Annotated in this window: 19 protein-coding genes; 10 read left to right on the top strand and 9 right to left on the bottom strand. The window is 67.5% G+C overall.

Going from position 1 to position 26,080, the window contains the following annotated elements:
• The first annotated feature begins 105 nt into the window (after positions 1-105).
• From LuPra_RS06220 to LuPra_RS06210, 3 genes are all read left to right on the top strand, one after another.
• A complete protein-coding gene (locus LuPra_RS06220) occupies positions 106-780 on the top strand; it encodes a winged helix-turn-helix domain-containing protein (protein WP_110169944.1) in 675 nt (224 codons plus the stop codon).
• Entirely contained in the window at positions 761-2,179 is a 1,419-nt protein-coding gene (locus LuPra_RS06215) for a sensor histidine kinase (protein ID WP_110169943.1), read from the top strand. Before LuPra_RS06220 ends, LuPra_RS06215 begins: the two co-directional genes overlap by 20 nt.
• Before the next feature lie 66 nt (positions 2,180-2,245).
• Positions 2,246-3,727, top strand: coding sequence for a DegQ family serine endoprotease (locus tag LuPra_RS06210; RefSeq protein ID WP_110169942.1), 1,482 nt, complete (start codon positions 2,246-2,248; stop codon positions 3,725-3,727).
• A gap of 182 nt (positions 3,728-3,909) precedes the next feature.
• On the opposite strand, the gene bla is transcribed toward LuPra_RS06210, so the two are convergent.
• Positions 3,910-4,782 (bottom strand): subclass B3 metallo-beta-lactamase, encoded by an 873-nt coding sequence (bla, locus tag LuPra_RS06205; RefSeq protein ID WP_157898804.1) that lies wholly within the window; start codon positions 4,780-4,782, stop codon positions 3,910-3,912.
• 154 nt (positions 4,783-4,936) lie between these two features.
• Here bla and LuPra_RS06200 point away from each other — a divergent pair, with 154 nt between their 5' ends.
• Together LuPra_RS06200 and LuPra_RS06195 are read left to right on the top strand one after the other, a co-directional pair.
• Positions 4,937-7,258 (top strand): VWA domain-containing protein, encoded by a 2,322-nt coding sequence (locus LuPra_RS06200; RefSeq protein WP_110169940.1) that lies wholly within the window; start codon positions 4,937-4,939, stop codon positions 7,256-7,258.
• A gap of 184 nt (positions 7,259-7,442) precedes the next feature.
• Entirely contained in the window at positions 7,443-9,770 is a 2,328-nt protein-coding gene (locus LuPra_RS06195) for a VWA domain-containing protein (RefSeq protein ID WP_157898803.1), read from the top strand.
• 96 nt (positions 9,771-9,866) lie between these two features.
• Here LuPra_RS06195 and LuPra_RS06190 read toward each other — a convergent pair whose 3' ends face one another.
• From LuPra_RS06190 to larE, 4 genes are all read right to left on the bottom strand, one after another.
• A complete protein-coding gene (locus LuPra_RS06190; protein WP_257724519.1) occupies positions 9,867-10,541 on the bottom strand; it encodes a M48 family metallopeptidase in 675 nt (224 codons plus the stop codon).
• 233 nt (positions 10,542-10,774) lie between these two features.
• A complete protein-coding gene (larC, locus tag LuPra_RS06185; protein ID WP_110169937.1) occupies positions 10,775-12,145 on the bottom strand; it encodes a nickel pincer cofactor biosynthesis protein LarC in 1,371 nt (456 codons plus the stop codon).
• Positions 12,142-12,945 (bottom strand): nickel pincer cofactor biosynthesis protein LarB, encoded by an 804-nt coding sequence (gene larB / locus LuPra_RS06180; RefSeq protein WP_110169936.1) that lies wholly within the window; start codon positions 12,943-12,945, stop codon positions 12,142-12,144. Before larB ends, larC begins: the two co-directional genes overlap by 4 nt.
• 4 nt (positions 12,946-12,949) lie before the next feature.
• Positions 12,950-13,819: an ATP-dependent sacrificial sulfur transferase LarE gene (gene larE / locus LuPra_RS06175; RefSeq protein WP_110169935.1), complete on the bottom strand. Its 870-nt coding sequence runs from the start codon at positions 13,817-13,819 to the stop codon at positions 12,950-12,952.
• Between the two features lie 400 nt (positions 13,820-14,219).
• Here larE and LuPra_RS06170 point away from each other — a divergent pair, with 400 nt between their 5' ends.
• Both LuPra_RS06170 and LuPra_RS06165 read left to right on the top strand, forming a co-directional pair.
• The gene (locus LuPra_RS06170; protein ID WP_157898802.1) at positions 14,220-14,774 is read left to right on the top strand and encodes a hypothetical protein; all 555 of its coding nucleotides are present in this window, start codon (positions 14,220-14,222) and stop codon (positions 14,772-14,774) included.
• Between the two features lie 351 nt (positions 14,775-15,125).
• The gene (locus tag LuPra_RS06165) at positions 15,126-18,197 is read left to right on the top strand and encodes a TonB-dependent receptor (protein ID WP_110169933.1); all 3,072 of its coding nucleotides are present in this window, start codon (positions 15,126-15,128) and stop codon (positions 18,195-18,197) included.
• A gap of 237 nt (positions 18,198-18,434) precedes the next feature.
• Here the strand turns inward: LuPra_RS06165 and LuPra_RS06160 are convergent, their stop codons facing one another.
• The gene (locus tag LuPra_RS06160; RefSeq protein ID WP_157898801.1) at positions 18,435-18,839 is read right to left on the bottom strand and encodes a hypothetical protein; all 405 of its coding nucleotides are present in this window, start codon (positions 18,837-18,839) and stop codon (positions 18,435-18,437) included.
• 173 nt (positions 18,840-19,012) lie between these two features.
• On the opposite strand from LuPra_RS06160, the gene LuPra_RS06155 reads away from it, so the two are divergent.
• The gene (locus LuPra_RS06155; protein ID WP_110169931.1) at positions 19,013-20,218 is read left to right on the top strand and encodes an amidohydrolase family protein; all 1,206 of its coding nucleotides are present in this window, start codon (positions 19,013-19,015) and stop codon (positions 20,216-20,218) included.
• Between the two features lie 92 nt (positions 20,219-20,310).
• Here LuPra_RS06155 and LuPra_RS06150 read toward each other — a convergent pair whose 3' ends face one another.
• The 3 genes from LuPra_RS06150 to LuPra_RS06140 form a co-directional block, all read right to left on the bottom strand.
• A complete protein-coding gene (locus LuPra_RS06150; protein ID WP_110169930.1) occupies positions 20,311-20,739 on the bottom strand; it encodes a PEP-CTERM sorting domain-containing protein in 429 nt (142 codons plus the stop codon).
• Between the two features lie 307 nt (positions 20,740-21,046).
• A complete protein-coding gene (gene arfB / locus LuPra_RS06145; RefSeq protein ID WP_110169929.1) occupies positions 21,047-21,463 on the bottom strand; it encodes an alternative ribosome rescue aminoacyl-tRNA hydrolase ArfB in 417 nt (138 codons plus the stop codon).
• Positions 21,460-23,106, bottom strand: coding sequence for an alkaline phosphatase family protein (locus tag LuPra_RS06140; RefSeq protein WP_157898800.1), 1,647 nt, complete (start codon positions 23,104-23,106; stop codon positions 21,460-21,462). Before LuPra_RS06140 ends, arfB begins: the two co-directional genes overlap by 4 nt.
• A 156-nt stretch (positions 23,107-23,262) precedes the next feature.
• Between LuPra_RS06140 and LuPra_RS06135 the strand changes: the two genes are divergently transcribed.
• Together LuPra_RS06135 and LuPra_RS06130 are read left to right on the top strand one after the other, a co-directional pair.
• On the top strand, positions 23,263-24,537 hold the full coding sequence (locus tag LuPra_RS06135; RefSeq protein WP_234800753.1) for an MFS transporter: 1,275 nt from the start codon (positions 23,263-23,265) through the stop codon (positions 24,535-24,537).
• A gap of 117 nt (positions 24,538-24,654) precedes the next feature.
• Positions 24,655-26,043, top strand: coding sequence for an amidohydrolase family protein (locus LuPra_RS06130; RefSeq protein ID WP_110169926.1), 1,389 nt, complete (start codon positions 24,655-24,657; stop codon positions 26,041-26,043).
• Positions 26,044-26,080 lie beyond the last annotated feature (37 nt).

Below are 26,080 nucleotides of genomic sequence, written 5' to 3'. Positions count from 1 at the left end.
AGAACCGGCCCTACCATCGCGTTCGGCCCTGTCAGCATCGCCTCCCAACCAGGTCGACCGGCTACCCCTTGTTCAGTCCGCTGCGCTATGTTGCAGGACAGCCCCATGCGTGCCCTGCTCGTCGAGGACGACCCGAAGATCGCCGAATTCGTCGCCAAGGGGCTACGCGAGGCTGGCTTTGTCGTCGATCACGCGGGCGAGGGCGATACCGGCCTCGACCTGGCCACGGCCGGCAGCCACGATGTCGCTATCATCGACTTGATGCTCCCGCACCTCGACGGACTCGGGCTGATCCAGCGGATGCGCCAGCGCGGCGTCCAGACCCCCGTCCTGATCCTCAGCGCAAGGCACTCGGTGGACGACCGCGTCACCGGCCTCACGGCTGGTGGCGACGATTACCTGACCAAGCCATTCGCGTTTCCCGAACTGCTGGCCCGGGTGCACGCCCTGATTCGCCGCGCCACCCACGCCCCTGTCGCGACGCAACTTGCCGTCGGCGACCTGCGTCTCGACCTCGTCACGCGCACCGCGACGCGCGAGGGCCGGAGCATCGAACTGCGGCCGCGCGAGTTCACCCTGCTCGAATACCTGATGCGCAATGCGGGACGGGTCGTGTCCAAGACCATGATCCTGTCGCACGTGTGGGACTACTCCTTCGACCCCGGGACCAACGTCGTGGACGTGCTGGTGTTCCGCTTGCGCGAGAAGATCGACAAGGGGTTCGACACGAAGCTGCTTCACACCGTTCGCGGGGCGGGGTATGTCATCCGGGTGGCGTGATGCGTGGCGCGACGCGCTGGGCCTGCGCCTCGCGCTGTGGTACGCCGCGATTTTCGTCGCCAGCGCCCTCGCGCTCGTGGCGCTCACCTATGTCCTGCTCTCGGCCTCGCTGAGCCGCTACGATCGGGAGACGATCGAGAGTGCGCTCGTGCAGTACGCGCGGGCGTATATGCTCGGCGGCCCGGAGGGACTCGCGCAGGAACTCAGGGACGGCAACCTGGCCGCCACGCCAGGCCCGCTCTTCGTGCGCACGCTCGGACCCGGCCAGGAACTCGTGTTCTTCAGCATGCCGCAGCAGTGGCGGCGCTTCGACCTCTCGCAGCTCGATACCCCGCGATTGAGCGGCGAGCAGACCTGGGCCGAGCTCGATACCGGCGACGGCGGCGACGTGCTGGAAGTGGCCTCGGTGCGGCTGCCTGACGGCACGCTGCTGCAGGTCGGCAAGAGCACCGACCGGCGCCGCGAACTGCTCCAGCGCTTTCGCCGTGTCCTCTTCATCGATCTCGCGCTCGTGGTGGTGATTGCCCTGGCCGGCGGCGCGATCGTCACACGCTCGGGCCTGCAGCCGGTGCGCGCCCTGGCCGAGACGGTGCGTGGCATCGTCCGCACGGGCCGCACGGACGCGCGGGTGCCGCCCTCGAATCCCGGCGACACGCTCGGCGAGCTGGGCGGCCTCGTGAACGCGATGCTCGATCGCATCGATCGCGTGGTCACCGGCATGCGGGGCGCTCTGGACAACGTCGCGCACGACCTGCGGACGCCGCTCACCCGCCTGCGCGGCATCGCCGAGGAGGCGCTCGCGTCCGGCGATGCGCAACGGATGCGTGATGCGCTGGCCGAGTGCGTGGAGGAAGCCGACCGTGTCGACACGATGCTCCACACGCTGATGGACATCTCCGAGGCGGAGACCGGCACGATGGCGTTGCGGCGCGAAGCGGTGCCGATGGCGGAACTGGTCCAGCAGACGATGGACCTGTACGAGGACGCCGCAGAAGCGCACGGGCTCGAGCTGACCGCCGACGTCGCCGACGGCCTCGTCGTGTCCGTCGATCGCGCCCGCCTGCGACAGGTCCTCGCCAACCTCGTCGACAACGCCGTGAAGTACACGCCCGCCGGCGGCCGTGTGCACCTGCAGGCGTCACAGGACGGCAGCGAGGCGGTGGTCCGCGTCCGCGACACCGGCGCCGGCATCGAGCCCGACGAACTGCCGCGCATCTGGGAGCGGCTGTACCGCGGTGACCGCAGCCGCACCACGCGCGGCCTCGGCCTCGGCCTCAGCCTGGTGAAGGCGATCGTCGAGGCACATGGAGGACGCGTCTCGGTCGCGTCCACGCCGGGCGAGAGCAGCGAATTCGAGTTGCACCTTCCCCTCCAGGCCCCGGACCTTTCAACGATGTAATCCGCGTGACAGGCACGGGTAATCCCTCCCACGTCAGAAAGGATGTGAGAACAGGGGAGGACCCACATGGACACGATTGAATACACCCGGATCGGCCGGAAGGGCGTGGCGGCAGGCGCCATGCTGTTGACCGGCGCGCTCCTCGGATATACGGCGGCGCCCGATGCCAGGTCGACCACTACCGGCCCGGCCGCGGTTGCGGCGCGCGAGGCCGGCGCGATCTCGCGCACGCTCGGACCCGCCACCCATTCCTACGCCAACGTCGTCGAGGCCGTGACGCCGGCGGTGGTCACGGTGCGATCGGAACACCGCGTCCGGCAGGTCAGCCAGCAGGTGCCCGACGAATTGCGCGAGTTCTTCGGTGGCCGGATACCGGTGCCGCGGGGGCCGCAACCCCGCGCTGGCGGGCTCGGCTCCGGTGTGATCGTCCGCACCGACGGCTACATCCTGACCAACCACCACGTGATCGACGGCGCGGAGCAGGTCACCGTGGAACTGACCGACGGGCGCAGCTTCAAGGCCGACGTGGTCGGATCCGATGCGCCGAGTGACCTCGCGGTGCTGAAGATCGCCGGTGCCAGCAATCTGCACACGCTGCCGCTCGGCAACTCCGATGCGGTGGCGGTCGGCGATGTCGTGCTGGCGGTCGGCAATCCGCTCGGTGTCGGCCAGACCGTGACGATGGGCATCGTGAGCGCGAAGGGGCGTGCCACCGGCGGCACGAACTTCGAGGACTTCATCCAGACCGACGCGCCGATCAACCAGGGCAATTCCGGGGGCCCGCTCGTCAACACGGACGGTGAACTCGTCGGCATCAACTCGCAGATCCTCTCGCCGTCGGGCGGCAACATCGGCATCGGCTTCTCGATCCCGGCCAACATGGCGCGCAACGTCATGACCCAGCTGATCGACCATGGCACGGTGCGCCGCGGCATGCTCGGCGTGACGATCCAGCCGGTGACCTCCGATATCGCGCGGAGCCTTGGCCTCGACAACGTGCGTGGTGCGCTGGTCAACGGTGTGCAGCCGGACAGCCCCGCAGCACGGGCCGGACTCAAGCGAGGTGACGTCATCACCGGCGTCAATGGTGAGCAGGTCCGCGACTACAACGAACTGCGCAATCGTGTCGCGCAGGTCGCACCTGGCACGAAGCTGCCGCTCGATGTCGTGCGCGGCGGCACACCGCAGGCGATGACGGTCACCGTCGGCGAACTGAAGCAGGCTGGCAACGACACCGCCCGGCCGGACGCGGACGACACCGCACCGGACACCACCGGCTTCGGGATGGGGGTGCAGCCGCTGACGCCCGAGGAGGCACGCGAACTGAACCTGCCGGCCAACCGTGGCGTGCTCGTGGCCTCGGTCAGCCCGGACGGCAAGGCCGCTGCCGCGGGCCTGCGCGAGGGGGACGTCATCGAGGAGGTCGATGGCGCGCCGGTGACCAGCGTGGACACGCTCCGCGCGGCCCTCAAGAAGGGTGAACGGCCGGCGCTGCTCCTGGTCCATCGTGGCGAGGCGAGCGTGTTCCTGACCATCGAGAGGAACTAGGGAGTCGGGAGTCGGGAGTCGGAGTCGGGAGTCGCCTTGGCTCCCGTACTCATTCCGGACTTCATACGCGGTCGCCGAGCAGGGACTCGATCCTCGATTCCCGATTCCCGATTCCCGATTCCCGATGCCCGGCGCCTGCGCATGACCTCAGGCGTTGGGCGTTGGGCGTTAAGCGTTAGGCGTTACTTCTCCGCTGCGACCAGCTTCTCGAAGGCCGCGCGTGAGGCGACGGCCGCCTGGCGCAGGGCATCGGGATCGACGAACGCGCGTGGGCCTTCGCTCTTCGCGCGTTCCCGCTTCGCGTGAAAGTCGAACGCCTGCGCATGCGCGGCGAGGTACATGTCCACCGGCAGCGACTCGAGGAGCGCGAACGACCGGCGGTAGTCGGCCTCTATTCCCACGTACGACGGGTTCTTCACCAGCCGCGTGCCGGGGTTGACGAACGTGCTCCCCGCAAACGCCACGCGATAACTCTGCCCGCCCTCCCGCACCGTCATCGTCCAGGTCGTGGTGCCCGGCGTGTGGCCGGGTGTGAGGCGGGCCGTCAGCGACACGCCACCAAGCGAGACGACGTGACCGTCGCCGATCACCTCGTCCACCTTGACCGCCGGGAAGTGGTACTCGGCCCGTGGGCCGAACAGGTAGTCGGTCGTCCCTCCCGAGGCGAGAATGCCCTCGTCGCCCTTCATGACCACCACGCGACCGCCGGTCACCTGCTTCAGGTGCGCGAGCGAGCCCACGTGATCGAAGTGCGCCTGCGTGTTGAGCAGGATTTTGATGTCGGCAGGCTTGAAACCGGCCGCCTCAATCGCACTGACGATGTCGGGCCCCGCAACAGGCACGGCACCATCGATGAGGATGTGCCCGGCCGGCGTCGTGATCAGGTAGGCGGCCAGACCGTACGTACCGACGTAGTAGATCGGCCCGACGATCCTGGTCGGGGCCGTCGGCGTCTTCCAACCGTCCGGGTCGTCCTGGGCCGGCCCCGCCCCAGAGGTGACGACGAGTAACGCACAGCAGAACAGTGATTGCAGGATGCGGCGACGACTCGACATCCTCGGCATTGTACCGGCCCTCGTCCCGGGGGCCTGAGACGGCCCTTGCCCTTGAGCCTTGGCCCTTGGGCCTTGACCTTCGGCGTTAGGCATCAGGCGTCAGGCGTCAGGCGTCAAGCGTCAAGCGTCAAGCGTTTGGAGCTACAGTTCCCCCATGCGTTCACGCACACTGCTCGGCATTGCGGCTGCCGTCCTGATGCTGCTCACGCCCGCGCGTGCGCCGATGCGTGCGCAGGGCGATGGCCGGGCTGGGCAGGCCCAGCAAGGCCAGCCCGCACCCGCGTCGCAGACACCGGCGCCCGCACCGGCAGACGGGTCGCAGCCGGCCACACCTGCACAGCCAACGTTCCGGGTGGAAGCCAACTTCGTGCGCGTGGACGTCTATCCGACCAACGCCAGGGGCGAGCCGATCACCGACCTCACGGCCGACGACTTCGAGGTGCTCGAAGACAACAAGCCGCAGAAGGTGACGCAGTTCGAACGCGTGGCGCTCTCGACGACGACCGCACGCGAGGAGCGGCGCGACCCGGTGAGCGCCGACGATGGCCGCCGGCAGGCTGCCGATCCACGGCGCCGCGTGTACGTGATTTTTCTCGACACGTGGCACACCGACTTCGGGGGGGCCGTGCGCGCCCGCAGGCCGCTCGTGAACATGCTGGAGCGATTGATCGGTCCGGACGACCTGTTCGCGGTCATGACTCCCGACATGGACCCCCGGCAGATCACCTTCGCACGCCGCACCGAGACGATCAGCGACATGCTCATGAAGCAGACGCAATGGGGTATGAAGGACAGCATCATCCGACAGCACCCCGAAGAACAGCAACTGGAGATGTGCTTTCCGGAGGGCCTGCCGCCGCCGGGCTGTACGGGCGCCAGCCGCAATGCCAACAAGGGCATCGCCTCGCAGTTGATTCGCCGGCGCCGCGAGAACGAAGTCCTGGACGCGCTCGAGGGCCTGGTCCGGTATCTCGGCGGCGTGCGTGAAGAACGCAAGGCACTCATCACCGTCACGACCGGGTACCAGATGTTCGAGCCCAAGGAGGACCTGCTCCGGCACGAAGAGTGCGCGGCTCCGCCGTCCATGGGCGGCACGGGCACCGGCCCCGACGGCCGGATTACGACCAACACGGGCCGCGCCCAGAGCGGGTCCGCTGGGGCGATGTCGTCGATCGAGTGCGCGACGACGGCTGCCAAGTACGCAAGGCTGAACAACCGGCAGCGGTTCATCGCGCTGACGCAGGAAGCCAACCGCTACAACGTGTCGTTCTATCCCTTCGACACCCGCGGCCTCGCCGCCTTCGATTCGAACGTGGGCGACCGGGACGAGCGGATGGTGGTCGATCGGGGCGAGTGGTACAACAAGGAGACCGGCACGCAGCCCGGCACGCTGATGGGCGATCGCGCGTCGCTCAACGTGCGCCTCGACTCACTGCGCCTGCTCGCCGAGAACACGGACGGCCTCGCCATCATCAACACCAACAACCTCGACGCTGGCGCGGCGCGCATCGTCCAGGACCTGTCCTCGTACTACCTGCTCGGCTACTACTCGGCCAACGAGAGCCTCGACGGCAAGTGGCGCACGATCAAGGTGCGCGTGAAACGTCCTGGCGCGGAGGTGCGGGCGCGCAAGGGCTATCGCGCATTGCGCGCCGAGGACATGGCGGCCATCACCGAGACGGCACGAACAGACGCGGCGGGGGGTGCCGGTGAGTCGGCCGCGGCGGCGGAGAGCAGCCTGTTGGCAGCCGCGCTGGGTTCGGTCAACGGGATTCGCGAAGGGCAGCCATGGCGCAGCCGCGCGGCGTACTTCTTCCACGCGGGCGCGGGCGCGGCGGCGCGGACGGGACGGATATGGGTGACGGCCGATCTCGATCCGTCAGCGCTGGGTGACGCATCACTTGCCCAAGGCGGCACGCTGGCCGTTACGGTGACCACGAGCGCCGGGGCCACGGTGGCGCAGGGTGAACTGCCCGTGCCACCGGGCGCACGCACGGCGACGACGGAACTCGCCACGACGAATGCGCCATTGGCCGCCGGCGACCTGCTCGTGCGTGTCCGGCTCACGCCCACGGGCGCCACGCTGCCGCTGACCGACTCGGCACGGCTGTCACTGCCTGCCGCGGACACGCCGGTCGCCTCGCCCCGCCTTTCGCGCGCCAGTCCGTTGACGCGGCAGAAGTTCGTGCCAACCGCTGACCCGCGCTATCGCCGCAATGAGAAGGTGCGCGTGGAGGTCCCCCTCGCGCCAGGAGCCACGAGCGTGAAGGCCGAACTGCTCGACCAGGCGGGCAAGGTCATGGCGGCCATCCCGGTCACCACTGCCCTCGTCGCGCCCGACGACGCGGGTATCGGGTGGGCGACAGCCGACCTCTCGCTCGTGCCGCTCGGCGCGGGCGCCTACATCGTCCGCGTCGACGTCGTGCACCCCGACGGTACCGTGCGGACGCTGACTGGCTTCAGGGTTGTGCCGTAGCGACGGGAGCCGGGAACCGGGAGCCGGGCACCGGGAATCGGGAGTCGGGAATCGGGAGTCGGGAGTCGGGAGTCGCGAATCGGGCCGGCATCAGGCATCAGGTTTCAGGCAGGCGTCAGGCGCTGACCTTCAGCGTTCGGCGTTCGACGTTCGGCGTTCGTCGATTTGGGACTACAGTGCCTCCATGCGCTCCCGTCCCCTGCTCGGCATCGCGGCGCTCGCCCTGATGGTGCTTGCGCCTGCGCGTTTCGCGATGCGTGCGCAGGCACCGGCCGGTCAGGCGCCGGCGCAGCCCGCCACGGCTCCGGCCCCGGCTCCGGCCCCGGCACCAGCAGATGGGACGCAGCCGGCGACACCGGGACAGCCGTCTTTCCGCGTCGAAGCCAACTTCGTGCGCGTGGACGTCTACCCCACTGCCAAGGGTGCGCCGATCACCGATCTGACGGCCGACGACTTCGAGGTACTCGAAGACGGCAAGCCGCAGAAGGTCACGCAGTTCGAGCGCGTGGCGCTGTCGACGACGACGGCGCGCGAGGAACGGCGCGACCCGGTGAGCGCGGCCGATGGCCTCCAGCAGGCCGCCGACCCCCGTCGCCGCGTGTTCGTGCTGTTCCTCGATACATGGCACACGACGTTTGCCGGCGCCGTGTACGCGCGCAAGCCACTCATCGACATGCTGGAACGACTCATCGGTCCTGAGGACCTCTTCGCGGTGATGACGCCCGACATGGACCCACGTCACATCACGTTCGCGCGCCGCACCGAGACGCTGGACAATGCGCTGCGCCATGAAACGCAGTGGGGCATGCGCGACAACATGGTCATGATCCACCCGGAGGAGCAGGCACTCGAGCAGTGCTTCCCCGAAGGCATGCCATCGCGCAAATGCCTCGGACCCGGCAACACCACGTCGTCGCAGCCGGCCGATGCCTATCGCGGTATTGCCAAGCAGTTGATTCGCCGGCGGCGGGAAAAGGAGGTGCTGGACGCGCTCGAGGGTCTCGTCCGCTTCCTGGGGACGGTCAAGGAGGAACGCAAGGCACTGATCACGGTGACCAGTGGCTACGAGATGTTCGAACCCAAGCCCGAACTGGCGCGTCCGCAGGAATGCGATGACCCGCCGACGCTCGGCGGAGTGGGAACCGGGCCCGACGGCCGCATCACCAACAATCCGCGCGGGGCGCAGAACAGCGTGCCGCTGTCCTCGGCCGGCTGCCAGGCCCTCGCGATGCGGTACGCGACGCTCAACAACCGTCAGCGATTCATCGAACTCACCCAGCAGGCCAACCGCTACAACGTGTCGTTCTACCCGTTCGACACGCGTGGCCTCACGGCGTTCGACGCCGACCTGGGAGCGCGTGACGACCGCATCCGCGGCGACCAGGGCGAGTGGTACAACAAGCAGTCCCCCAACGCCCCCGGTTCGATGATGGCCGACCGCGACAAACTCAACGTCCGGCTCGACTCGCTGCGCCTGTTGGCCGACAACACCGATGGCCTGGCCGTCATCAACACCAACGACCTCGACGGCGGCGCGGCCCGGATCGTCCGCGACCTCTCGTCGTACTACCTGCTCGGGTACTACTCGGCCAACGAGCAACTCGATGGCAAGTGGCGCACGATCAAGGTACGCGTCAAGCGGCCGGGCGTGGAGGTACGGGCGCGCAAAGGGTACCGTGCCCTCCGGCGCGAGGACATGCTCACGGCATCGCCGTCGGCCGCGGCCGCCGCGGCAGGGGGGGCCGGCGACGCCGCAGCCGCGGCGGAGGGCGCCTCGATCGCCTCTGCACTCAGTTCGGTCAGCGGCATCCGGGAGGGGCAGCCGTGGCGGAGTCGCGCGGCGTACTTCTTCCATGCCGGCGCGGGCGCGGCGGCGCGCACCGGGCGTGTCTGGGTGACCGCCGACCTGGATCCGTCCACCATGCGCGATGCGGCCATGGCCCAGGGCGGCACGCTCTCGATCACGGTCACCACGGGCAAGGGAACGGCCATGGCCGAAGCCGAGCTGCCTGTCGCTGCCGGTGTGCGCACCGCGACCGCGGAGCTCCTGACCACCGCCGCGCCCCTCGAGGCCGGCGACCTGCTCGTCCGACTGCGCTTCACCCCGACGGCCGGCTCATTGCCGCTCACCGACACCGCGCGGCTGGCGCTGCCGGCAGCGGACGCCGCCGCGGCCGCACCACGACTCTCACGGGCCAGCCCGGTCACTCGCCAGAAGTTCGTGCCGACAGCCGACCCTCGCTATCGCCGCAACGAAAAGGTGCGCGTCGAAGTGCCCGTCGCGCCCGGGGCCACGAGCGTGAAGGCCGACCTGCTCGACCAGGCCGGCAAGGTCATGGCGGCCATCCCGGTCACCAGCGCCCTCGTCGCACCAGACGATGCCGGAATCGGGTGGGCTACCGCCGACGTCGCGCTCGTGCCCCTCGGCGCGGGCGACTACATCGTCCGCGTCGAGGTCGTGCACCCGGACGGCACGGTGCGGACGCTCACGGGGTTCAAGGTCGTACCGTAGTCAGCCACACGACGAACGCTGAACGTCGAACGCCGAACGCTCACCGCCGAGGATCGTGCCGTACGGATCAGAGATTGAGGGCGGTCCCCGGCACGCCTACTTGACCTTGAGCTTCTTCTTGGATGCCTTCGCCTCCGCGACCGTCGACTTGATCCGCGCATATTCATCCTCGTTGGTGTGCAGCGCGCCAAAGTCGAGGTCGCGGTAATTGTTCTTCAGCTCGTTCATCAAGTAACTCCGCCTGGTTGCGTTGTTCTCGTGACTGCTCCAGAAGAAGTTCGTCCCCTGCAGGCCGTGCTCCTTCGTCATCAGCTTCCAGACAGCTGGGGCTTCCCGCGGATCGTATCCGGCCGCCACCATGTACTGCAGACCAATTCGGTCAGATTGGTTCTCGAGCGATCGAGAGTGCCCGTTCACGATGGCCGCATTCACCATTCCGGCGATGTCGGCCATGCCTCGATATCCGTAACCAGCGGCGACTGCACCGGCAATGGCAATGCCCAAGCGCTTGCCCTTGTAATGTTGCTGCTGCCGCCATGTGTGTTCGTGAGTCGCGTGGGCGATCTCGTGTCCTATCACTGCCGCCAACTGCGCCTCGTTGTCGAGGAGTTCAATCAGGCCTGAGTTCACCACGACGACGCCGTTGGGAGTCGCGAACGCGTTGACATTGTCGTCGAGCACGACGTGGAACTGGAACGGGATACGCCGTGGATCATCGATGCTCATGTCCCGCTGGTAAGCGGGAATTAGTCGGTTGCCCAATGACGACACGTACTCCTGCACAGCAGGAGCAGGCAGCAACTTGAACTGGCCTTGGCCTTGAGCTCACGAACCGGTCACGAGTTGACAGAATCGGCCACGCTCGGAATGGGCAGGGACTCCGGGGGGGCCGGTTGCACAAGGGCCGGGCACCGGCGGTGATACCGGAACCGGGAACCTGGCGGGATTGCTTCGGTGTACGGTTTACGGCGTACGGCTTACTGGACTGGAGCAGGCATGAGGCATCAGGCATCAGGCATGACGTCCTGGTCCCAGAGCTTGCGAAGCTCTTCGAACTCCGGCTTCTCTTTCAGCACTTCGCCTGTGGTCGTCAGCCCCACCTTATAGGTCAGCTCGCCCTGTGGTGTCACGCGCCTTTCGAAACGGCGCGCGAGCTTCAGCCGATCCCAACGACGGTGCCGCATGCCGAACGTCGAGCTGTTGCGCAAGAGCCAGTCGGCGAGCTTTTCCCACTCGTCGGTCGAGGCGAGCACCGAGAGTTCGATCCCAGCGCGGCCCTTCTTGCCCGTCACGGGACGTATCCACGCGTCGAGCGCGCCCAGGGCCATGAGCTTTTCCACCACCCAGGCCGTGCGCTCGGCCGTCTCGTCGTCGAGGTTGCAGGCAATCTCGACAACCTCGTCGCGCTCATAAGGCAGCGAGGTTGTTCTCTCCCCCATACCCTCGAGCACAGTCACTCGAAACACGTTGGGATATGTGCCGAGATCCATCGTACCCGCGCCCATGCCCTGCGCGACGGGCTTGCCCGAGGGCATCGCGTCGACAAACTGCACGTTGAGCGCCTTCAGGATCGCAAGGCCCGTCGGCGTCGACAGCTCGACGTTCGGGCGCGTGATCGCCTCGGGCACCGCCGCCACCGGCATGCCGAGTACGATGCGCGCCGATGCGGGCGGTGGCACCGGGTGCGTGCCGTGCTGAATCGTGATCACGCCACGGCCAAGCTTCACCGGTGTCGCGTAAATCGCATCGACTTGCGAGCGCACGACACAGAAGGCCGACATCACCACGTCGAGCACCGAGTCAACCGCGCCCACTTCATGAAAGGCGATCTCGTCGACGCTCATCCCGTGCGCCTCGGCTTCGGCCCGTGCAATCACGCCAAAGACGTCGCGCGCCAGCTGCCTGACGGCGGGCTCGAGGCGCGAGCGCTCGAGAAACGCGTCGAGGTCGCGGTAATGCGTATGCCAGTGCCCCGGCTCGTGCGAGTGGGCATGCGCGTGCGAGTGGGCATGCGCATGCCCACTCGCGCTCAGGAGGTGTCCAGGGTTGTCGTCGATCGACGCGCCCTTCGTGACGCTCCACTCGTCCTCGGCCGCACCACTGGGCGACATCACACCGACGGCACCGTGCGCATGGTCATGGCTTGCGCCGAGCGCGCGCTTCCATGCGTCGCCATCGGCTGTCACCAGCACGTGCGTCGCGCGCATCGTCGCCTTGATGGGATGCGTGATATCGAGGCGCACACCCTCGAGGCCAAGTTCGGCCGGAAGCCGCTCGAGCTGCTCGCGCGTCACGAGGCCCGCGTCCAGAAAAGCGGCCGCGAACATGTCGCCAGCGATTCCAGCGACGCTCTCGAGAAACAAGCTCCGGGTCACAGCGACTCCCGCCGTGCGCCTTCGAGGCGCGCCTCGCGCACGAGGTGGGCGACATTGCAGGCGGCGTACGCCGCCGAGAAACCGTTATCGATGTTGGCGACAGTCACGCCCGGCGCGCACGAGTTGAGCATCGCCAGCAACGCCGCAAGCCCTCCGAAGCTTGCGCCATAGCCAACACTCGTCGGCACTGCGAACAGCGGTCGGCCGACGAGCCCCGCGACGACACTCGGAAGCGCTCCTTCCATGCCGGCCACGACGACGAGCGCCGACGCCTGTTGGATTTCGGGAATCTTGTGGAGCAGACGGTGCAAGCCCGCCACGCCGACGTCGCAGATACGTTCAAACGCCGTCTCGCTCGCGACACACACTTCAGCCGCCTCTTCTGCCACCGCAAGATCGCTGGTGCCTGCGGCGATGATCGCCACGAACGGCTCACCGCTCGACGAACCTTTGACGGCCGGAGCATTGGCGATGAACGTACGCGCAGAGCGATTCTCGCGCCCCTCAGGAAAATGTTGGCGCAGGGCCGCGCTCCGCTCGGCATCGAGTCTCGTCACGAGCACCGGCGTGCCGGTGGCCGCGAGACGTTCGGCGATCGCCACGCACTGCGCGGCGGTCTTTCCCTCGCCGTAGACCACCTCGCCCATGCGATGGCGCAGGCTGCGATGGTGGTCGAGGGTGGCGAACTCGAGCTCGGTACTGCGAAACGGCCCGCCAGCCAACTGGTCTGCCGCCACGGCCGGTTTCACGGCTCCGCAGGCGACCGCTTCAAGGAGCCTCGACAGCTCGTCGCGATTCATGGCCTCAGGTCCCTCCGCCCATGCGATAGCCCGCGAGGTCGAGCGTCACCCAGCGATAGCCGCGCGCGATGCCCTCGCGCACGAGGTCCTCACGCAGTTCGAGTGCGCGCGACAGTTCGTCGGGAGCAACCTCGAGCCTCAGGAATCTCTGGGCGCCCGCTTCGTGCAACCGCACGCGGAAGACGCGAAGCCCGCCGGTACGCAGCAACGCCTCGAGCGCTTCGACATCGGCCAGCTTGCCGGGGGTGACCGCGACACCGGTCATGAGCCGCGAACTCAGGCACGGGCTCGCGGGCTTGTCGGCAAGTGGCAACCCATGCGCGCGCAGAAGGACGCGGATGTCGTCCTTGGTCAGTTCGGCGTCGGCCAGCGGCGAGACCACGTCGTTCTCGAGTGCGGCGCGATGCCCCGGGCGCGTGTCGCCGCGATCGGAAAAGTTGTAGCCATAGGCAAGCGCGCCGTAGCCGCGTTCGCGCGCGACATTGCCGCCGATCCGGAAGAGTTCGCTCTTGCAGTGGTAGCAGCGCGAGCCGTCGTTGGCGACGTAGGCCGGGTTCGAGACCTCGAGGCTCTCCTGCCACAGATGCTCGACGCCGAGGCGCATCGCGAAATCACGAGCATCGTCGCGCTCGACCGTCGCCATGCTGGCCGACACTGCGGTGAGCGCGAGCACCCTGCCGCCATGTGCCTGGCGCGCTCGATCGGCAGCCCAAAGCAGAAACGCGCTGTCGACGCCGCCTGAAAACGCCACGATGAGCCCGTCGCGCACGAGCGGCGCGAGGCGGTCGAGCAATCGTCTGAACTTGACGTCGACGTCCGTGGAGACGGTTTGAACACGCGCCTCCTCCACTCGAGCCGAAGACCCTGCGTCCATGCGCTGTCACCCTACCTCAATTGAGCGCGGCTTGTGTCGCAGGACGCGCTGCGGTGCTGCTCTCGATGTCGGCCCTGGTAGCGCCGAGCTGCCACGTCGGCGTCCTGCCGTCGGACGACACGGCCCGCTGGGACAGCGGGCCGCTACCAGAGCGCGCGAGTTCGCGCCCTGGAGCGCCGGCTGTCCCAGCTTGGGGTTCGGAGGTCATGCAGTCGCGCGGCAGCGTCGAGCAAGCTCGACGCCTACACCCGGGCTGAAAGGCCAGCATTGGCGGCATTCCGGCGTTGCGACGACGCCCCAAAGGTACGACCACAAGCTCGAGCATTTGAGTCATACTCGGCTCTACTATTTTCTTTTCTAACAAAGTGAACAAACGAACCGACTGAGTCGTACAAGTGGCATGACCACTTTGGCCTCACGCGCCGCACGCATGAGCGTGCTGGTCGCGACCGTCTTGTCCTTACCGCAGTCCGCACGTCCCGTCCTTGCCTCGGACGCGCTCGCGCAAGTGCGGCCCATGGACAGGCGGGTGGAGGCCCTGATCGCCAGGGGCGTGATGCGGTCACGCACCATCGGAAAGTTGCTCGACGAACTCTCCCGCACGGATGTGGTGGTGTATGTCAGGTCGACGCCCAGGAGACCGGGCGATCTCGCCGGCAGCATGGGGTTCATGGGCATCGGCGCGGACGGACGGCGGTGGCTCATGGTGACCCTGTACGGCGACGAGGGCTGGACCACGCTCGAGGACGCCGAGGATCGTCAACTCATCACACTCGGCCACGAACTCAGGCACGTGCTCGAGGTGGCAGCGGATCCTGGCATCACAACCGCCACGGCGTTCGCCGCTTTCTACCGTGCCATCGGCGACGAGTGGCAGAAGGATCGCGTGGACACGCAGGACGCGCGCATAGCCGGACGACAGGTCGCGCAGGAACTCTCGTCGGGCCCGCAGTGACCGCTGTGGCCGCGCGGAAATCCATGACGTTGGTGCAGGCTGGGCTGGATCTCCGGAAAGTTGAACCACAGGCACGTCCCGTTCGCCACGGACCCTGCGAAGCCGCCGGCCACGATCTGCCATTCGTCAGAGTAGCCCTCCACTCCACCACCCATCGACCGCGGCCCGTCCAAGCTGCGTGATGAGTCATCCCGAGAGCGCCCCAGCTCGCGGATCCCGGCTCACGAGTTGCTCTCCTTGTGCCCCGTCACGTGCTCTGCGCGTGGCGACGGGTGTCGTCGCCCCGGCTCTGGTGAGCATGGGCGGACGTCCGTCTTTCGCGGCCGCAGAACGGCCGCAGGAAGGGACGACATGCATTTCGCGGGCAGATTCCTGACCGCCGCAGCAGCCGTGCTCCTGCTGCTCCCCCGCCCGCTCAGCGCGCAGGAGCGCTTCGGCGGGCTGACCGGCACGGTCACCGATACCAGTGGCGCGGTGCTTCCCGGCACCACGGTCACCATTACGAACAAGGGCTCCGGCGCCGTGAAGTCGGTCGTGACCAGCGGCGACGGCGTCTACAACGTGCCTGATCTGGACCCGGGCCGCTACGCGATGGTCATCGAGTTGTCCGGCTTCGCGAAGTCCGAGATTCCCGACGTCGCGATCACGCTCGGCAAGACCATCAAGATCGATACCCAGCTCAAGGTCGGTGACCTGACCGAAGTGGTACAGGTCTCGGCTGCGCCCCAGGATATCGACGTCCGCAGCACCCTCGTCGCCCACAACGTGCGCGAGGAGGAAATCGATCGCATGCCGAAGGGCCGGAGCTTCCAGTCGATCGCTTTGACGGCGCCGTCGGTGAACTCGGGCGAGATCGAAGGCGGCTTCCAGGTCAATGGCGCGAGCGGCGCGGAGAACGCGTTCACCGTCGACGGCGTCGTCACCAACAGCCTGGTGGACGGGCGATCGCGGCAGAACACGGTGTTCGAGTTCCTGCAGGAGGTGCAGGTCAAGACGGCGGGCATCGGCGCGGAGTACGGCGGCGCGCTCGGCGGGGTGATCAGCGCCGTGACCAAGTCGGGCGGCAACACCTTCCGCGGCGAGGGTCACTACTACTACGAGGGCTCGCCGCTGTCCGCCGGCCCGGTGAAGCGGCTCGTGCTCGACCCGAGCGATGAGGTGACCGTCAACTACTTCCAGGACAACAAGCAGCCCGATCACAAGAACGAGCTTGGCGGATCGATCGGCGGCCCGATTCTGCGTGACAAGCTGTTCTTCTTCGCGTCCTATTCGCCGCGATTCGCGCGCCGCACCAACTCGTACCTGTTCAGCAATGGCACCGAGCCTGGCGAGATCGAGCGGACGCAGACCTACACCCAGGCGTTCGGCAAGGTGACCCACCGCGCCGGGCGCGTGACGTCGTCGGGTTCGGTGCTGTTCACGCCGACGACCTCGGAGGGCACGCTGCCTGCGTACGACGGCTCCGGCCGTGACGTCATCACCAGCTCGTTTGCCGCCAACCAGGTCAACCTCGAACGCGGCTTCAAGGCGATGCAGGTGAGCACGACCGGCAATGTGGACGTGGCGCTGAGCTCGTCGTCGTTCTTCTCGGTGCGTGGCGGCTACTTCCACGACAACTACGAGGACACGGGCATCCCGAACACGACCAACTACATCTACCAGATCTCGAACATTGGAATGGCCGGCGTCCCGCCCAGCGCGCAGGGCCCGAAGGGCACGCAGAACACGCCACGCGCGTTGATCGTGGAGAACGACACGACCAAGCGCGGCTTCGTCAACGCCGACTACAACCATGCGTTCACCGCCGCCGGCGCGCACAACCTGCGGGGCGGGTTCGGCTGGCAGAAGACCATCAACGATGCCAACCAGGTGTACCCGGGCGGGTATGTTGACATCTTCTGGGACAGCAACTTCGTTGCACCCACCGGGGCGAACCAAGGGCGGGGCACCTACGGCTACTACGCGGTGAACAACCGCGGCGTGCAGGGCGAGGCCGGCGCCGACATCTACTCGCTGTACGTGCAGGATCAGTGGACAATTGCGAACAAGCTGACGCTCAACCTCGGGCTGCGGACCGAGAGCGAGACCGTGCCGTCGTTCCGGGAAGGTGTTCCGGCGATGGAGTTCGGCTTCGGTGACAAGATGGCGCCCCGCCTCGGCGCGAGCTACGACGTGCGTGGCGACGGCCGCTTCAAGGTCTACGGCAGCTGGGGCCGCTACTACGACTGGACCAAGTACGAGTTGTCGCGCGGGTCCTACGGTGGCGACACGTGGCAGATCTACTACCGAGGCCTGGAGACGACCGACGTCAGCAACCTGAACCTGTCGAACATGCCCGGCGCGGATTTGTGGGTAGTACCTGGCAGTTTCCGTGATCGTCGCGTCCCGAATTTCGATTCCACCGATCCCGATATCAAGCCGATGTATCAGGACAGCACGAGCATCGGCACCGAGTTTCAGCTCGGTGGCAACATCACCGTGGGTGCGCACTACGTCCACAACAACTTGTCGCAGACCATCGAGGACATCGGCGCCGTCGATGCGAATGGCGACGAGACGTACATCATCGGCAACCCGGGACGTGGCCTCGCGACCATCCAGTTCCCCTCCGGCGCGACGCCGCTTGGGTACCTGGTGCCGGAGCCGAAGCGCCAGTACGACGCGCTCGAGTTCACGGTGAACAAGCGCTACTCGAACAACTACTTCTGGAGCGCGAGCTACGTCTACAGCCGGCTGTACGGCAACTACTCGGGCCTTGCCGCGTCCGAGGAAGTCAACACGCCGACGACCAACGTGACCTCGACGACGGCGCAGCAGCAGGCCGGCAGCGTCGCCCGCCCCGGTGGCAACGCCAACCGTGCCTGGGACATCGACGAGATCTTCTGGGATTCACACGGGACGCTCGACGTGCTCGGCCGCCTGCCGACCGATCGCCCGCACGTCGTCAAGCTCTATGGCAGCTACATGCTGCCGTTCGGTACCCAGCTTGGGGCGTTTTTATACGCCGGTAGCGGCACGCCGCTCACGACCTACGTCAACTCCGCCAACCAGACGCCACTGTTCGTCAACGGCCGCGGCGACATGGGGCGCACGCCAGTGCTGTCACGGACAGACATGCTGCTCTCGCAGGAATTCAACGTCGGCAGCAACAACAAACGCATGCGCTTCGAACTCAACGTGCTCAACGTTTTCAACCAGAAGGCGACGCGGCACGAGTTCAACTACCTGAATCGCGGCGCCGGCGCACCGCGCGCGTCGTCGGCGGTCTCTCTGAGCGACGTCGATTTGTCGCAGGGCTACGACTACAACGCGCGGATTCTGGCGTCGCCGGACGGCAGCAACGCTTACGACCCGCGCTACCGCATGGCGGATCTGTTCGACCCGGGCACGACGGGGTTCTTCACGGTGAAGTTCCTGTTCTGAGGAAATACCGGGCACCGGGCACCGGGCACCGGGTATCACGGATCGGGATCGGGGCCGGGCTTGGAACGCCGGCCCTACCTTCCGTCCGCCTTCTCGATTGGCAGGCCCGCTCGCCGGACCTTCTTGCCTGAGACCTGAGACCTGAGACCTGAAGCCTCAAGCCTCAAGCCTCAAGCGTCAAGCCTCAAGCCTCAAGTGGTGGCCGCGTTCCCCAGGGGGCGCGGCCGTTGTCGTCTCTCACCGTGGTGCGCGCTGGCGACGCAACAACGCGAGCAGGTCCTTGTGGGCGAGGACGGCGTCGGGCGATTCCTGGATGGCCTGCAGATAGCGCTGGGCGTACGGCGTGCCGTCGGCGTCCGGCGAGGCGAGGGCGCGGACCTGCACGAGGATCGCGTCCTCGTCGGCCGTGCCCTCGTCGGCGAGCATCTGGTCGATGTGGACGATGATCTCGGAGATCGGTCGCAGCCACGCGAACTCCGGGTCGTGTAACAGCACCTGCAACAGCTCGGTCGCCGACATGCGGCCGTGCAGTCGCTCGTGGGCGCGCCGCTGCCAATCGAGAAGGCTCTGGTGCAGACGCAGCAGGCCTTCCCGGATCTCGCCGAGCCGGCGGCCCACGCTCAGGGGGTCATGGGTTTCCACAGCGAAAGCGTACCCCGTCCGAGGCGGCCGGGGCACGGGTGACGACGATGATGTCGCTCTCGTGCGGCAGGCGTCCATGGCGGCCGTCAGCGGGATCCCTGCTCGGCGCCCCGCACTGCGCGGCCGCGCCGCCGCACGCTCGTCTCCCTGCCGGGCGGGGTAAAGTGCAGCACATGTCCCGTGTTCGCTCTCCCCTGGTTGGCGCCATCACTCTCGCCATCGTCGGCGTGACGCTTGGCGTCGTCGCCCAGCCACGTGGTGGCGGGGCTCCCTCGCAGCCACCCGACGCCAGCGGCGAGTGTCCGCCAGGCACGACGGAGGTCCGCGTCGGCCGGTGCCAGAAACCGGAGTTCCCGCCGCCCAGCATCCTCGATTACCGGCCCCGATCGACGCTGGTGACCGAGCAGCACCTGGTGCCGAAGGCGAAGTTCCCGGTCGTGGACATTCACAGTCACACCGGCCCGACGCCGGACACGATCGAACGACTAGTCGGCGAACTCGATGCCATGAACGTGCGCGTGCTCGTCAACCTGAGTGGCGGCAGCAGTCCCGAGTCGATTCGTCAGAAGACCGACTACATCAAGGCGAGCAAGTACCCGGATCGCTTCCGTGTGTTCGCCAACGTGGACTGGGAGCGAGCCGACGCGCCGGGCTGGGCCGACAAGGCGGTCGCCGACCTCGAGGCCTCGGTGAAGGCCGGCGCCATCGGGCTGAAGATCTTCAAGAACCTGGGGCTCACCACGAAGAAGAGCGACGGCAGCCGGCTGAGGCTCGACGATCCGGTGATGAATCCCGTCTGGCAGGCGTGCGCGCGCCTCGACATCCCGGTGCTGATCCACACCGCGGAGCCGATGGAGTTCTTCTCCTCCATGGATTACAAGAACGAGCGCTGGCTCGAGCTCGCGCTCTTCCCGAGCCGTCGCAACAACGCTCCCGGACAACCCTCGTTCGACGAATTGCTCGGAGAGCGGGACCGGATGTTCGCGGCCAACCCGAAGACCCGCTACATCGCCGCGCATTTTGGCTACTACGGCCACGACCTGAAGCGCGCCGCCGCGGCGCTCGACCAGATGCCCAACGTGGTCCTGGAAGTGTCAGCGGTCCTTTACGAGTTCGGCCGGCAGCCGCGGGCCGCGCGGGAGTTCTTCATCAAGTACCGGGACCGGATCCTGTTCGGCAAGGACGCGTACGAGCCGCGCGAATACCCGTACTACTGGCGCGTCTTCGAGACCGGCGACGAGTACTTCGACTACTACCGGAACTACCACGCCTTCTGGAAGCTGTACGGGATGCAGTTGCCCGACCAGGTTCTGCGGAAGATCTACCACGCCAATGCGCTCCGAGTCGCACCGGGTCTACCGAGAGCAGGCTGGTCCTAGCCAAGACAAGAAAACACGGAATGGAGGGCAACCTCCGTTTCCGTGTCTCATCTACCTCGTCCCCGGGTACCAGGCTGCGTGCCGAACGGTCGTCAGGACCGAGGCCGACGGCGAATCGCGAGCGCCACGCTCGACAGCGCCAAGCCCATCAGCGCCAGGCCTGCAGGCTCGGGCACGTCCGCCGTCGTCGCGTCGTCCATCGACGAGGAGGTGCTGGGGAACGCGAACAAGCTCATCGGACCCGGCGTCCACGTCGGTGTCTCGTCCTCCACTTGGGCGTTCAGTTCAGCCGCCCTCTGGTCAGGGATGAACGCCGGGCTCGACAGGCCGGCTGCTGCGCCGCGCTCGTAAAAGTTGATGTCGATATCGTTCCAGTGCGTCATCGTGCCCGCGACGCCACCGCCCGCCACCGAGAAGTTGAAGGGGCTCAACTGAGCGGCACTTGCGCCCGTGCTGCCCATGATCCCCGCGCACGTCAGTGTTGCCGCTATCACGAATTTCTGCATAGCCACCCTTTTCATGCTCCCGCTCGATTGAGGGCTGGGAAGCCCAAGCCGGTCGGGACCTTTGCGAAATCTGCGCCATCGTCACAAGTGCGCGTATCCCGATCGGATCCGCCCAAGGTTCAAGGAAAGACGCCGCACACGGAAAGGGGGGCACTTCCGGCGGCTCGATGCTTGTACAAGGCAAATACGCAATACGCAATACGCAACGTTTGCCCAGCACTCCTCTTGGACGCCGCCAGCGGGCATTGGGATCCCGGCTGCGCTGGGAAAGGTCGAACGCTATGATGTTCCGCCAGAAGGTGTACGCGGGCGAGACCAAAGGTCATTCGTTAGACGACGAGCGACGGTCTCGCTTCAGGTCACTGCGCTTCTGCTTCGATTCGAGCCGACGCACGCGCGAGGCCTTCGAGGGCGACGTGGCGTGGCGAGGCCGGGGTGGGGTGGCCGCCTGCTCGAGCAGGGCGCGGAGCCGCTCGCGGGCCGCGACGCGATTCTGCGCCTGCGTCCGGTACTCACGCGCCTCGATCACCAGCACGCCGTCGGTCGTGACGCGACTGCCGCCGAGGCGCAGCAGGCGTGACTTGACCGGAGTCGGCAGGCTCGTGGCGGCGACGTCGACGCGCAGTTGCACCGCTGTCGCGACCTTGTTGACGTTCTGACCGCCAGGGCCTGAGGCGCGTACGAACCGCTCCTCGAGATCACGCTCGTGCAGCACAATCGTGTCCGAAACGGCGATCACGGCGCGTTCCGCCGGTGCGCAGGCGGCGTGCGCCCGGCCGCTGCCGGATCGGCGGCGTTGGCGCCGCTACCGCCATCCGTGCGCAACGCTTCGGCGAGTACTCGCCCCTGCGCACCCGACGGCGGCTCGACCTCGAGAACGGCCGCCAGCGTCTGCGCCAGATCCTGCAACGCGACGTGGTCGCGGTACCTGCCCGGCACGATACCCGGCCCCATCAGGATCAAGGGAATGTGCGCGTCATAACCGTAGGGCGTGCCATGTGTCGCGTTCGCCCCGCCCGCGATCCAGTGTGGCTCCAGCAACACGTGCAGGTCGCCCGAGCGATCACGGTGATAGCCACGCGTGATCCGTTCTGAAATCGTCTCTCGGGGTACGGCGCCCGAGAGAATCGCGTCGCGCGTGTACACCCGCGCGACATGAGGGACTCTCGACACGGCCTCAGCAGCGACCCGCCGGACCTCCGCGCGGTCGAGGCCTTTGCCGTCAATCAGCGCCACATCGAGATAGATGTTTGCCAGCGACGGCGCCTTCTCGATCCAGGGCCCGGCGCCGTACTTGGCCACCAGCGCCGATTCGATGGCGTCGCTCACCACCGTCGCGGGAAACCGTCCTCCCGGGATCCGCAACGCCGTCGCCGCCTCGGGCCTGGGCGCGACGCCGTGGTCGGCAGTGAACGCAATCAGCGTCTGCCGCAGGCCGACGCGCCGCTCGACCTCGTCGAGCAACGTCTGCAGCTGACGATCGGTCTGGTGAGTGATGTCCCGCACTTCGGGCGACTCCGGGCCATAGGCATGACCCACCGAGTCGTTGGCGGAGAAGCTGACGGTCAACACGTCGGTGACGCCGCGCTGCCCGAGCTGTTCGTGCTCGAGGGCGGCCGTGGCCACCGCCAGCACCAGCTCGTTGCCTGCCGGGCTGGCGGCGACGGCTGCGTCGAGCGCGGCGCCGGTCGTTGCCGGATACGCGTGCGCACCGCCATCGAAGGTCCACTGCTTGCCGGCGTACGTATCGGCAATGCGGCGCGCGTTGACCGCCTCGACCCACGCAGGCAGGGCCGGACGATAGTAGGTGCTCGTGACGAAACGCCCGCCGCGGAAGAAGTAGGCGGCGTCAGCGGCGTGGCCCGCGGGGAGGATCGCGCTGCGATCCTTGAGGGAGATGCCGATCACCCGCGGCGCCAGCGGCGTGCCCGGCGCGGCCGCCGACGCCATCTTGATCTGATCGCCAAGCGTGGGGACCAGGAGGCGACGCGGCGACGCACCGACACCGCCAGACGCGGCCGCGCCGACGATCTGCACGGTGGAGTCAGTGATGCTCTCGACCGTCGTCTTCGTGGCGCGCTCGTACCAGGTGTTCTCGATGATGCCGCTGACCGCTGGCGTCGAACCTGTCAGCATGGTCGAGTGGCCCACGGCGGTCACCGTGGTGCCGTGCTCGAGGTACGCGGAGGTGAATACCGCACCGCGGGTGAGCAGGGTCTTCAGGCCGCCCTCGGGCGGGCCGAACCGCGACAGGTAGTCGGGGCGGAACTGATCGACGGCAATGAGCAGCACGAGGCGGACTGCCGGCGCATCGAAGCGTGCCGTCTGGCTCGCCGGGGCTCCCGGGCCACCGGCGACTTGTGCGCCGGGCGACGCCGCCAAGATGAGGATGGCAAGCGCAACACAGGCGCAGCGGCGGACGAGGACTCGAGCGGGCGGGCACGACATGACTCTCAAGCATAAGCCGGCCCTGCGGTAAGCTTCACGCGCTTTCCCCTGTCGGGACGATTTCGCGGGAGCAACCGGGTGGCGCGGCGCGTGCGTGGGCTTCGGTGGTACATCGGTGGGCTGCTCTTCCTGTCGACGGTCGTCAACTACATCGACCGGCAGACGTTGAGCGTGCTCGCGCCGGAGCTCAAGAAGCTCTACGGGTGGACCAACTCGGACTTTGCCCGGGTGCTGATCGCTTTCCGCGTCGCCTATGCCGTGGGCCAGACCATCGCGGGGCGCGTGATCGACCACCTCGGCACGCGGCGCGGGCTCTCGGTGGGCGTGGCCTGGTACTCGCTGGCCGCGATCTCGACGGCGTGGGCCAATGGCCTCGGCTCCTTCATGGCGGCGCGCTTCGCACTCGGCCTGGGCGAAGCAGGCAACTGGCCGGGCGCGACCAAGGCCGTGTCGGAGTGGTTCCCGCGGCGCGAGTCCGGATGGGCGGTGGCGCTGTTTGACAGCGGCTCGTCGGTGGGCGCCGCCATCGCACCGTGGCTCGTCCTCTCGCTCTACGCCACGTTCGGCAGCTGGCGTCCGGCGTTCATCATCACCGGCGCGCTCGGGTTCCTCTGGATGGCGCTGTTCCTCGTGCTCTACCGCAAGCCCGAGGACCACCCGCTGATCACCGAGGAGGAGCGCGACATGATCCTGCGCGACCGCAATCAGGTGGATCCGGCCGAGAACGCCGGCGGCGAGGCCCTGCCCTACGCCACGCTGCTGCGGCTGCCGCAAACATGGGGCTACATCGTGTCCAAGAGCTTCACCGACCCGGTGTGGTTCTTCATCACGGACTGGTTCGCCATCTACCTGGTGAGCCGGGGCTTCAGTGTCGAAGAGGGACTGCTCGCCTTCTGGGTGCCATTTCTGGCGGCCGACGCCGGCAACTTCTTCGGTGGCGGGGTGTCGAGCTGGCTGATCAAGCGCGGCTGGTCGGTCGGTGCGGCGCGCAAGGCCATCGGCGTCATCGGCACCGTGGGCATGACCCTGCTCGTGCCGACCATCTTCGTGGACACGCTGCCCGCGATCATCGCCTGCTTCGCCGTGTCGACCTTCGCGTACGCCGCCTTCTCGACCGTCATCCTGAACCTGCCGGCCGACCTCTTCGCACCGCCGTCGGTCGCCTCGGTGAGTGGCATGGGCGGCACCGGCGCCGGGCTCGGCACCATCGCCGCGATCTACGTGACCGGCCGGGTGGCGGATCACTATTCCTTCGCGCCGATCATGGTCGGCGCCAGCGTGTTGCCGCTGGTCGCCCTGGTCGCGATGCTGGCCCTGGTGCGCAACACCGAGGCCACGCGGCGGGGACTGGTCAGGGAAGTGTAACGCTTGAGGCTTGAGGCTGGAGGCTGGAGGCTGGACGCATGCCGATCGACGGCTGACGGCCGACGGGGGACGTAGGCGTCGACCTTCAGGTCGACGCAACGACGCAAGGGACTCGTGATGACTGCACGCCGCACAAGACAACATGCCGGGAAGCGTTCCGATGACGCGTGCACGTCCGGTGTGTCGAGGCGCGCCCTCCTGGCGGGAGGACTCGCCGGCGCCGGAGTGATGCTGGCTCGTCGCACCGCGGGCGCGTGGCTAAGCGGGCAGGGCGCACCGGGCACCGCCACGGTCATCGAGGCACCTCGCCTGTTCGATGGCCTGCGCATCGCCGTGACCGACGGCGCTCGCGTCGTGATTCGAGACGGTTCCATCGTCGCCGCGGGACGCGCGGTGGACGTCGCCGCTCCGGCCGGTGCCACGGTCACGCGCGCCGACGACGCGACCGTTTTGCCCGGTTTGATCGATCTCCACTTCCACATCGAGGAAGACCCGGCGATGGCGTTGCGGCAACTGGCGCACGGCATCACGGCATTTCGTGACCCCGGCGAGTGGATTGAGGTACACGAACCGCTTCGTCGGCGGATCAAGGAGGAGGCGCTTCCCGGCCCGCGCCTGTTCCTGACCGGCCCGCACATCGACGGCGAGGGGCCCGCGTATCCGGCCGACTCGGTCGTCGCGCGCGATCCGGAGGAGGCCCGGCGGCAAGTGCACCGCGCCGTGGATCAGGGCGCGACGGCGATCAAGATCTATTTTCGGCTGCCGCTCGCGAGCGCGCTGGCGGTAATCGAGGCGTGCCAGGCACGAGGGGTGCCGAGCACGGCCCATCTCGAGATCCTCGACGCGCGCGAACTGATTGAGGCGGGCCTGACCGGCCTCGAGCACATCACCTCCTTCGGCACGAGTGTCGCCTCGCCGATGCAGGCCGAACGCTATCGGCAGGCCGTCCTGGCCAACAACGCCACACGAAGCGATGGCCGCTATGCGCTCTTCGCCGACGCGGACCTGGACGGCCCCGAGGCACGACGCCTGTACGAAATCGTCACGCGCAAGCGGCCGTTCGTCGACGCGACGCTCGCGGTCTTCGAGGTGCAGCCCGCGGACACGCTGCCGAAGGGCAGCACGCTGTCGGCCGCCACGCGCGTCGAGGGCTTCAGGAAGATGCAGATGCTCACCCGCCGGCTGCACGAGCACGGCGCGCGCATCGTGATGGGTGGACACACCGAAGTGCCCCACGCCGGACGCGGCGAGGCGCCATGGCGTGAACTCGAATTGCTGACGACGGCGGGGCTGTCGGCGAGCGCGGCCCTGACGGCAGCAACCAGCACCGCGGCGGCCTTCCTCGGCAAGGGAGGCGCAGACCTCGGTGTGATTCGTCCTGGCGCCGCTGCCGATCTCCTGGTCGTGAACGGCCAACCGGATACCGACATCAGCGCGATCCGGCGCACGCGCGTCGTGATGGCGGCGGGCCGGCTCGTGGACCTGGCCCGGCTCGGTACACTGTAAGCACCACCTTGCGCGACGACTCCTGCCGCCTGCGGTC

The sequence above is a fragment of the Luteitalea pratensis genome (genome assembly GCF_001618865.1).
In the GTDB taxonomy this organism is placed as follows: domain Bacteria; phylum Acidobacteriota; class Vicinamibacteria; order Vicinamibacterales; family Vicinamibacteraceae; genus Luteitalea; species Luteitalea pratensis.
Note: the sequence above shows the minus strand (reverse complement) of the source record. Positions and strands in the feature narration are given on the sequence as shown.